The organism is Mammaliicoccus sp. J-M40 (assembly GCF_022386395.1).
Lineage (GTDB): Bacteria > Bacillota > Bacilli > Staphylococcales > Staphylococcaceae > Mammaliicoccus > Mammaliicoccus lentus.
The window spans coordinates 140,474-151,644 of sequence record NZ_JAJNIQ010000006.1 but is presented as its reverse complement, the minus strand read 5'-3'; the positions used below and the strand labels follow the sequence as shown (position 1 = coordinate 151,644).

The following is an 11,171-nucleotide window of genomic DNA, read 5'->3' as shown; positions in this document are numbered from 1 at the left end:
GCCACGAAATTAGCATCATGCTAGCAAGTTAAGCGAACACTGACATGATAAATTAGTGGTTAGCTATATTTTTTTACTTTGCAACAGAACCGAAAATAATCTCTTCAATTTATTTTTATATGAATCCTGTGACTCAATGATTGTAATATCTAAAGATTTCAGTTCATCATAGACAATGTTCTTTTCAACATTTTTTATAGCAAATTGATTAAATAAATTCTCTAATTTCTCCCGTTTGATTTCACTACCATAGATTATATTATCATTGATATAGTCAATGAATAATGACAAATTATCACTCATAACAGTCCCAACCCCTTTATTTTGATAGACTAATTATCTTCATCATTGTAAAACAAATTACACCCTTTAAATTTAACTCAACTTAAATATCGACAAATTAAAAAACAATAAAATTACTTGAATATTATTCATAATATATTAACAACTTTATTATACTGCTCTTTATATATAAAATCATTAATAATTAAACAAGCCTTAAAATATTTAACTTTTTTGTGATTATTACACATTATCTTATCTGCTCTTTATCACCATAAAAATAGAAAAAACAAGATTCCTAAAGAATATAGGAATCTTGTTTCAGACTGTGGACAAACTGATTTTTTATCAGTTAGCTTATTTAGAAAGTTTTATTTAAATTACAGTTTCTATTTTTATTAGATCACAATTTTATTTTAGCTCTTGTTCAAGTAATCATTTTTCGCCAAAAACTTTATACTGAATAGCTTCTACATTAAATACTTTGTCAATGAGATCATCTACATCTTTAAATTCAGAATAATTTGCATATGGATCTATAAAATAAAATTGTGGTTCTTTACCAGAAACATTAAATATTCTTAATATTAAATATTTCTGCTTATATTCTTTCATAGCAAACATTTCATTTAGCGACATAAAAAATGGTTCCTCAATACTAGAAGATGTAGATGTTTTAATTTCAATAAATTTTTCTACAGCTTTATCTGTATTTGTTGGATCAAAAGCTACTAAATCATAGCCATGACCGTGTTGAGAGCCTGGATTATCATTTAAAATATTCCTAAACTGTTCTTTCTTATCTTCGTCTATTTTATTATCAATTAGCTCATTAAAGTAATTTAGCGCTAATTTTTCTCCAACTTTACCGGTTAATTTATTCTCTTTATTTGATTTTTCAATTTCTGAATCATTTTTAGTAGTCTTTGATACACCTTTTTTATATTTTGGAATTATTCCTTTAGGTGCTTCCACTTCCTTGAGTGTCTTATCTTTTTGTGCTGTTCTAATTTCTTCAATTTCGCTGTCTTCCTGTATTTCGTCTATGCTATTGACCAAGCTATCATAGGATGTTTTTGTAACTTTTGAAGCTAATTCATTAAATAGTTCTAAAAATTTCTTTAAATCCTCTAGCATATCTTCTTCTGTGAATCCTTCATTCAAATCATAATATTTGAATCTTATTGATCCATGAGAATATCCTGATGGATAATCATTTTTTAAATCATAAGATGAATCTTTATTTTCTGCGTAATAAAATCTTCCAGTATTAAATTCATTTGATGTAATATATTTATTGAGTTCGGAAGATAAAGTTAATGCTCTTTGTTTTGCAGCATTTTTATCCCGCGGAAACATATCACTTATCTTTGACCATCCTTGATTCAAAGATAAGTATATGCCTTCTCCTTCCGGATGAAAAAGATATACCAAATAATATCCATCCTTTGTTTCTTTTGTTATATTCTCATCATATATTGAAATCCAAGGAACTTTACTATAGTTCCCAGTAGCAACCTTCCCTACAACTGAATATTTATCTTCTTTTATATGCACTTTTAACTGCTTGGGTAACTTATCATGGACTAAAGTTTTATATAGATCACCTTTATCCCAATCAGATTTTTTAACTACATTATTGGTACGTTTCTCTTTAATTAATTTAAGGACCTGCATAAAGTTGTCTATCATTTGAAATTCCCTCCTATTATAAAATATATTATGTCTCATTTTCTTCAATATGTACTTATTTATATTTTACCGTAATTTACTATATTTAGTTGCAGAAAGAATTTTCTCAAAGCTAGAACTTTGCTTCACTATAAGTATTCAGTATAAAGAATATTTCGCTATTATTTACTTGAAATGAAAGACTGCGGAGGCTAACTATGTCAAAAATCATGAACCTCATTACTTATGATAAGCTTCTTAAAAACATAACAGCAATTCACATAAACCTCATATGTTCTGATACATTCAAAATCCCTTTATGAAGCGGCTGAAAAAACCGCATCATTTATGATATGCTTCTCCTTATCAGTTATTTTGCTAAAAAATGTTATGTTTCACTGCTACCTTTATCATCAAGTATGATATTGAAACAACATATCATCATTTGATACTAGTATATATAAGAAATAAATAGCAATAAGTACATGCTTGCATGAATGTAGTAAACATCATGTATTCCTTTGAATAACCTAATTGATATGAAATTATTACTATCTTAAACTAATAAATTCAAAAACACGGCAAAGCTAGAATTTGTACTAACTTTACCGTGTTTTTAGTACTAAAATACATAATGTTTTTCAGCACTTATTGGGGGTCCTTGATAAATCACACTTCTTTAATAACATCTTTTTGTTTATTAATTGTCTTTCTGTAAGATTCAATTTCATTTGTGAATCTAGCGGTATATTCAAAGTCATCAATATCCTTTGAATAAATTAAATTTCCATATAATTTATTAAAAATTGATACTTTACCAAATAATTTTAATAAACTGTTTGGTAATTTAATACTCATACTTTTCTTATTTTGCAATTCTCTCATTTTAAAAATTGCATGATTCGTATTTAAGTAATTATTATTTTGAGGATGTAATATACCTGAACCTTCATTCTCGATAAGTTCATTAATATAAATCTCAAGATTTTCAATATATATGCTACTTCTTTGATTATCAATTCGAGGATATAGAGGTAAAATTTTAGATATTTTGATTAACTTGCTAAAATTACCTGGTGCCGATTCACCATAAATCATTGGTGGTCTTAAAACAGCTACCTTAAATTCATTTGATTGAATTTCACGTAACATTTCTTCTGCACGTAGTTTTGATATTCCATAAGAAGTTGTTGGTTTAGTTAAAGTGTTATTATCTATAATAACTTGTTTACCTACTTTGCCATCAAGTCCAAATACTGACATTGTACTAAAGAATATAAACTGATTTACGCCTTCGGTTTTAGCTTTTTCAGCTAGCTCTTTAGTTAAATGGTAATTTACATTCATATAATCTACCATATTAACATTTGGGTTATTATTGTGTACAATTGCAGCTAAATGTATAACGACGTTATATTTACTAAAATCTAATGCTTTCCACTGATTATCTCTAACATTAATTTGATCAACAACATGACCTTGTCCTTTTAAATAACCATTTAAACGATTCCCAACATATCCATGCTTACCAGTGATTAAAATTGTTTTTCCCATTAATGTTTCACACCTTCAGATGTTATCGTATTTCTAATCGTTTTGTATATAATAAACATATCTAAAATGAAAGTTTGGTTTTCAACGTAATATTTATCATATTGAACTTTTTGATCATCTGTAATATCATCTCTACCCATAACTTGCGCTAAACCTGTTAAACCTGGCTTTACCGTATGCACATTTTCATTTGTTCTTTTAGCAATCAAATCATATTGATTATATAAAGCTGGTCTTGGACCAACTACAGACATATCGCCTTTAATAATATTAAATAATTGAGGCAATTCATCGATTGAAGTTCTTCTAATAAAACGTCCTGATTTAGTAATGTACATATTTGCATCAATTTTATCAGTTGCTACATCTGGCGTTTCAACTTTCATAGATCTAAATTTATAAATATTAAAGATTTCATTATTTATACCAGGTCGTTTTTGTTTAAAAACGATTGGACCTTTAGATTCTAGTTTAATAGCTATAGATGTAACGATTAATATTGGTGAAAAAATAAACACTGCAAATAAAGAACTGCATATATCAAATAACTTTTTCATAATTCTCCACCTTTATTTCAGTAAATTATAATACTTTTCTGTACTTAATTCTCTTGTATAATTTTCTTTGTAAACTTTATATGCATTACTGCCCATTTGTTCAAAGTCTTTAGGACTATTATTTTCCACAAAGTTTATAATCGATTGAGAATCTTGATTATTGACATGAAGACCTGCATTATAAGATTTTATTTGTTTAACAATATCTGCTTCTTTATCCATAATTGCGATAAGTGGCTTTCCAGCAGCTAAATATCCATAATTTTTACTTGGTACTCCTAGACCAATACCCTCGGGTACGAGTGAAGCAATGCAACAATCTGCAATATTAAGTACATCAGAATAATCTGTTCCAGTAAGAAAATCATAAACAAAAGCATTCTCTATATTATTATTTTTAATAAAATTATCTACTATTTCTTTTTTCTTACCATGTCCACATAAAACAGTAGCTACTTCTTTGTTGCCTTTAACACCATTAAGAAATTGCATTATCGTTTCCATATCTTGAAGTTGTCCCATATTTCCGCTATATAAAAGTATTTTATTATACTTACTTTTAATATCTTTAAAAGCATCATTATATACTTTGTTTTTACTTAATGATTTTTCATCATACCAATTAGGTATAACATGAATATTATTTTTATTATTAGAAATTTTATTCTCTAATATATAATTTTTCATTTCAGTACCTAAGACAATAACATGCTCTGCATTTTTATAAACATGTTTATTAATATATTTCATTACCTTATCAATCATACTACCTGGTTTAGTAGCCCCTGTTTTAATTGCATTATCTGGTGCTATATCATAAGCAACAAACGAATATTTCTTCTTAAACATTCTGTGTATCAAGTCAGGTATAAAAGGTAGAATTGGAGGATTAGAATAAACTAAAATATGATCGTATTTCAACATTCTTGGCATATTAATTAAGAACATTGCAAATAGAGAGAAAAAGTTTATTAGTCTACCAATTTTTGACTTATTATTAAATTGAGCATATTTCAACCTTCTAATATTTATTCCATTATACTTTTCTTTTTTTAATGTTTTATGTGATTGAGAGTATTCATATGGCCAACCACACATAACATCTATTTTTATACCTTTATCTACTAAATCTTCAGCCATTTGTGTTGGTAACGTTGCTGATGAAACATATTCAGGATAAAAATACTGACAAAGGATTAATATCTTCTTGGTTTTCATATTTTAAACCTCTTTTGTACTATAAATGTTATTGAAATTGTAATATTTAATTTCTTCAGTATTTCCAACAATATTTTTAGTATCAAATACAATATTTTGTTTCATTGTTCCATTCACATAGTTAGCTAATTCTTTATACTCATTATGATCAGTTAGAACTAATGCTAAATCACTATTTTCAAGTGCTTTTGTGATATCATTTTCAACCCAGTCAAGTTGTACATGGCTATCTTGTGCAACAACTTCATATTTAGATTTCAACTTTAATTCATGATAAATATCTAATGCTGGAGATTCTCTTATATCATCAATATTCCCTTTATAAGTTAAACCAAGAACAGTTAATTTTTTACCTTGAATTGATTCCATAATACTGTTCACTTTTTCAATTACATATTTAGGCATACTATTATTAATTCTACGTGCATTTGCAATTATTTCTGAATTTTTAGGGTCACTTGCAACAATGAAATATGGATCAACAGCTAAACAATGACCTCCAACACCTGGACCTGGTAAATGAATATTTACACGAGGGTGTTCATTTGCTAATTTAATGACATCTAACGCATTAATATTTAAATTATCACTAATTTTAACTAATTCATTCGCTAAAGCTATATTCACATCTCTGTATGTGTTTTCCATTAACTTAGACATCTCTGCAGTACTCGCTTTTGTTTCAAGTAATTTCCCTTGAACTAATTGCTTGTATAACTCTATAGTTTTTTGAGTACATGCTTCAGTAATACCACCAATAATTCTATTATTATGAATCATTTCATGAATTATTTTTCCAGGTAAAACTCTTTCAGGACAATGAGCTAGATAAATATCTTCGCCAACAGTAAAACCAAATGATTCGATCATAGGTTGTACAATATCTTCCATTGTTCTAGGACCAATAGTTGACTCAATAATTATCGTGTCACCTTTTTTAATAACATTTTTAAGTTTCATAACTGCATCTTTTAAATATGAAACATCACAACTATTATTCTCTAAATTAGGTGTCGGAACAGCAATAATATAATAGTCCGACTGTTCTACTGCAATTGAAGCTTTGAAATTGTTAGAATCTACTGTTTGTACTAATAATTCTTGTAGACCGTTTTCTTCAATATGTAATTCTTTGTTATTCAATTTTTCTACTACAGATTTATTTACATCAATACCCGTAACATCCAAACCTTTTGATGCGAATAATAACGCTGTAGGTAAACCAATATAACCCAAGCCTATGACTGATAATTTCATTTAATTTATCTCCTCTTTATTTGAATATTTAATTCCTAAAGTAGTAAGCAAAATAACTTTTATACCGTTTGCTATTAATGTTGCTACGAAAAAGCCAAAAATTCCAAATAAATAAGTAACTAAAGTTGTTATAACTATATAAAATACTGAAAACAATACTTGGAAAATAGTTTGAATTCTCATATTTATATATTTAATATTCAAAGATTGAACCATATTACTTATTACGCCTAATAATATTGCCATATTGCCGATTATTATTACATTTTTAATTAAATCACTATCTTGTTTATATAGATGCTCCACAATTAATATAGTTATTGGATAACACATACTTAAAACTATTAAAGATAAAATCAAACCAATAAATATAACTAAGATATATTGTTTGAATTTATTCCCTATCTTAATAACAGAAATATAGGATAAAATTACGTTATTTATTGGATATAAGAATGAGGCAATAATTTTCCCTATAAATGTTGCTAAATAAGAAACTGTAACAGCTGTGCCACCGGCGATTGGTAATAAAATCAATCTATCTAAATATAAGTTAATATTATTTAGCAAATTGGTTCCTAATAACATCAAATAATCTTTATTTATATCTAAAGACTTACTTTTATCAAGCTGTAAAGATATAAAATAATTTCTTAATGTATATATTATGTACATTAAGCCAAAGATTTCACTAAACAGAAATATAAATTCCCATCGATTGGTAAGGTTGAATATGAAGATTCCAAATCCAATACCTACAAATTGAGCAATAGATATTAATAATAATTTATTATATTCTAACTTCATTCTATAAAATACATTAGAGTATATTCTTATACACATTAATAAATTAATGACTACTAAAAATAAGATCGTGGTAGTTTGTAGACTAAAATAGAAATACATAATTAATATTAAGATTAGAGTTTCTATAGAAAGAGAAATAACTAGTAACTTAAAAAAAACGCTATAAATAACATTAGATTTATAAGAATCCATATTTATAAGTCTAATGTTATTTAATGTATTACCAAGTACTACTGTAGCAATTGTTAAGATTGTATAAATTGTTAAGACATGACCAAACTCACTTGATCCTATTTTATTAACTAAAAAAGGATATGCTATCATCTGTAAACCGAAAGCAATTAATAAAGAACTAAAAACTGTTTTTACACTATCGATTAAAAAATTTCGTTTAGACATTGCTTTGCTCCTTATATTTGGCTAATACATAAAAAATTACAAACCACAATTCACTGACTACTAAAAAGTTAGTGCTGAACATTAACATAGTAATAGGATACAAAAATATGTAACCAACCAATCTATCAGGTGAATTTTCTTCGAAGTTTTTTATATATTTCTTTATTAAGAAATAACAAATAACTAAACTAATCAATAACCCAATAACACCAGAAATCAATAAGATTTCCATGATTATATTGTGGGGGATATTATTCACTAAATGGTAATAATTAAACAATCCATATCCTAGTATTGGACTATTCTTTATAAACTTTATATCAGCTTCATAAACATCTTCTCTCCCAGACGTATAATTTAAGTCTAAACCATCTGCAGTGATATAAGAGAATGTTCTTCCTGTATCATCTAATGAAATTGCAGTTGTAATGAAAATAATAGATCCAAATGCTACTAAAATGATGATTAAAATTTTATTTATAAGAGGAATTCCTCTTTTTAAAATAATATTTACAGTTGTAAGTAAGATATATAAGATTAATAAAACTGCTCCTCCTCTACCAGCTGCTATAAAAATAACTGGTAAAAGCAAGCAGATAAATATTAAGTATAATATCTTAAATTTTGTATTACTATCAGTTATAAAATATAATCCTATTCCTACAATAAAAGCGGATATGTAAGAGACATTTTGATAATTCAACAAACCAAAATTGATGTAACTAGGTAAATCCCCTATAATATAAGGAACTAAAATTATATTTATAATACATATTGAAAGAACAAAAAACATAATTTTGAAAAATTTATCAATAGTATATTTAGTAGATTTCGCAGCCATAATACCACATAAACTCGCTGGAATACTCCACATTAAAAAGAACATAAAATTTTTTTCAGCTAGTTCAGTTGAGCTAAAAGGTGACAAGTAATAGGAGAGTGATATTGTTGCTATTATAATAAGTAAATAAACTACTTTTTTATTTATTTTTTTATATATAAATATTTGAGCTATAAAATATAAAATAGTAAATAATGAGATAAATAGGATAACTTTATAGTATAAAGAATCTATATTGATATTGAGACTTTCTTTTAAAAAAGTCGATACTATTATAAAAAAGTTCATACTAATAATTGATAATAAATATATATATTTCATATGTACCTCTAGTAATCTGTTTATTTTAAGGCTTCTTCGTAGATATCTAGTAACTTCTTACCTTCTTTTTGCCATGTTAATACTTCTGAAGCTTTAATTGCATTCTCTTTAAGTTCTTGATATATTTTTGGATTTTCTTTTAGTTTAAGAATTGCTTCGGCTATTTTTTGAGGTGTAACTTCATCTAATATAAATCCAAAATTATACTTATCATTTAGATAAATATGTTCTTTCACTGGAGATAAAATCACAGGCAATCCAGCATGTAAACATTCAAAAATTTTGTTGGATACTGTATATTCAAAGTTAATAGAAGTTGGTTTAGTTAGTACAACACCTACATCACTAGTACTCATAGATTTCACTAATTGACTCATTTCAACAGGATCTTCTACATACACATTATTAATTTTTTCTTTAATTTTAGTACTTTTAAGTTCTTCTTCTAAATGGCCAAAACCTCTAATAATTAATTTTACGGTTTCATCATTTATAAATTGCCCTGCTTTCAAAAACTCTTCATATCCTCTATTAGATACTAATTGTCCTTGGTATATAACTTCGAAATTATTACTTTTAATATCTTTTAGAACAATATCTTCTTTAATTGGCGTATTTGTTATTACTATCGGTTCTTTTTTATAACCTTGAGAAAGATAATAATCTTTAGCAGCGTTGCTTACTGTTATAAATGCATGTATATTTTTAGTAAATTTCTTTTCTAACTTTTGAACAATTCTTGATAAAATTGGTTTGCTATCAACAAACATATTTTTTGAATATATTTCGTGAGCATCAAATACTACTTTCGCTTTTTTATATCCACTAATTTTAACCATAAATAATACATCAAAATCATTTGCATGAATAATATCTGGTCTATACTTATAAATCGTTCTGATTACACAGTAACCAAAAGTAGATCTTCTAAATATTTTTTGGATTATGTTTTCATTTTTACTTGTCTTACCAAATAACTTGAAATTATATTTATATTCTTCCATTCTTTCTTTTGTAGCTAATTCATTATTTTTTCCAATTGCTAAATAATCTTTGGTTAAACTACTTATTGTATCTAACTGCTTTGTTACTCTAGGATCTGTAACAACACTACTTGAAACGATATTTAGTATTCTCATTATTTCCCCCATGTATTTCTATTTATAATCTCCGTATAACTTTGTATGATTTTTACTACTTTTTGAGAAACATTTGTATCTTTATAATCAATTGCATCTATCATAGGTTCGCTATTTTTTTGCATTTCTCTTGCAAGTTCTACTGATTGGACTAAATTGTCATATTTAATTCCACCAATTATAACTGTTCCTTTATCCAAAACTTCCGGTCGTTCGGTAGATGTTCTAATGAGTACGCCTGGGAATTTTAATATTGATGACTCTTCTGATAAAGTTCCGCTATCTGAAAGCACAACATATGCATTTTTTTGTAATGCATTGTAATCAAAGAAGCCGAATGGTTTAAGTTGTTGTACTAATGGATGAAACTCAAATGATCTTTCTTCGATTTTCTTCCAACTTCTTGGATGAGTTGAATATATAACAGGTAATTGGTATTTTACTGCTATCTCATTTATAGCATTCATTAAAGAATTGAAATTATCCTCTATATCAATATTTTCTTCTCTATGTGCAGAAACTAAGATGTATTTGTTCGGCTCAATATTCAATGTTTTTAACGCATCACTTGTATTAATTTTCTCTTCATATTGCTCTAAAACTTCACGCATTGGCGAACCAGTTACAAAAATGTTTTCTTTTCTGAATCCTTCATCTAATAAATATCTTCTACTGTGTTCTGTATATGGTAGATTCACATCACTAACATGATCCACTATTTTTCTATTTATTTCTTCAGGTACATTTTGATCAAAGCAACGATTCCCTGCTTCCATATGAAATACAGGTATCTTTAATCTTTTAGCTGATACTGCAGCTAAACAACTATTTGTATCTCCAAGTATTAATAATGCATCTGGTTGTTCTTGTACTAACACTTCATAAGACTTAGCAATGATATTACCCATTGTCTCACCTAAATCTTTACCAACCGCTTCAAGATAATGATCTGGTTCTCTTAATTCTAATTCTTCAAAGAAAACTTGATTCAATGTATAGTCATAATTTTGACCTGTGTGAACAAGAATCTGATTAAAATATTTATCGCACGCTTTAATTGTTGCTGATAATCTAATTATTTCTGGTCTAGTTCCAACGATAGTCATTAACTTCAATTTACTCATC

At 26.9% G+C, this 11,171-nt stretch carries 10 protein-coding genes; all 10 read right to left on the bottom strand.

All coding sequences use genetic code 11. The features are described from left to right. Positions 1-63: 63 nt before the first annotated feature. Positions 64-303 carry a hypothetical protein gene (locus LQ688_RS09055; protein WP_001282728.1) on the bottom strand — a complete coding sequence of 80 codons (240 nt, stop codon included), beginning with the start codon at positions 301-303 and terminating at the stop codon, positions 64-66. Between the two features lie 414 nt (positions 304-717). Then, positions 718-1,974 (bottom strand): MrcB family domain-containing protein, encoded by a 1,257-nt coding sequence (locus tag LQ688_RS09050; protein ID WP_000566670.1) that lies wholly within the window; start codon positions 1,972-1,974, stop codon positions 718-720. A gap of 648 nt (positions 1,975-2,622) precedes the next feature. Then, entirely contained in the window at positions 2,623-3,507 is an 885-nt protein-coding gene (locus LQ688_RS09045; RefSeq protein WP_204207520.1) for an NAD-dependent epimerase/dehydratase family protein, read from the bottom strand. Next, positions 3,507-4,064, bottom strand: a complete 558-nt coding sequence (locus LQ688_RS09040; protein ID WP_239732592.1) for a sugar transferase — start codon at positions 4,062-4,064, stop codon at positions 3,507-3,509. Before LQ688_RS09040 ends, LQ688_RS09045 begins: the two co-directional genes overlap by 1 nt. Before the next feature lie 12 nt (positions 4,065-4,076). Then, positions 4,077-5,282 carry a glycosyltransferase family 4 protein gene (locus tag LQ688_RS09035; RefSeq protein WP_239752730.1) on the bottom strand — a complete coding sequence of 402 codons (1,206 nt, stop codon included), beginning with the start codon at positions 5,280-5,282 and terminating at the stop codon, positions 4,077-4,079. 3 nt (positions 5,283-5,285) lie between these two features. Then, on the bottom strand, positions 5,286-6,539 hold the full coding sequence (locus tag LQ688_RS09030) for a nucleotide sugar dehydrogenase (RefSeq protein ID WP_239752729.1): 1,254 nt from the start codon (positions 6,537-6,539) through the stop codon (positions 5,286-5,288). Beyond that, positions 6,540-7,745, bottom strand: a complete 1,206-nt coding sequence (locus LQ688_RS09025; protein ID WP_239752728.1) for a capsular biosynthesis protein — start codon at positions 7,743-7,745, stop codon at positions 6,540-6,542. Further along, positions 7,738-8,907: an O-antigen ligase family protein gene (locus tag LQ688_RS09020; protein ID WP_239752727.1), complete on the bottom strand. Its 1,170-nt coding sequence runs from the start codon at positions 8,905-8,907 to the stop codon at positions 7,738-7,740. The genes LQ688_RS09025 and LQ688_RS09020 overlap by 8 nt, the downstream gene beginning before the upstream one ends. A 20-nt stretch (positions 8,908-8,927) precedes the next feature. Next, positions 8,928-10,046, bottom strand: a complete 1,119-nt coding sequence (locus LQ688_RS09015) for a glycosyltransferase (RefSeq protein ID WP_239752726.1) — start codon at positions 10,044-10,046, stop codon at positions 8,928-8,930. Continuing rightward, the gene (wecB, locus tag LQ688_RS09010) at positions 10,046-11,170 is read right to left on the bottom strand and encodes a non-hydrolyzing UDP-N-acetylglucosamine 2-epimerase (RefSeq protein ID WP_239752725.1); all 1,125 of its coding nucleotides are present in this window, start codon (positions 11,168-11,170) and stop codon (positions 10,046-10,048) included. Before wecB ends, LQ688_RS09015 begins: the two co-directional genes overlap by 1 nt. Between the last annotated feature and the right edge of the window lies 1 nt (position 11,171).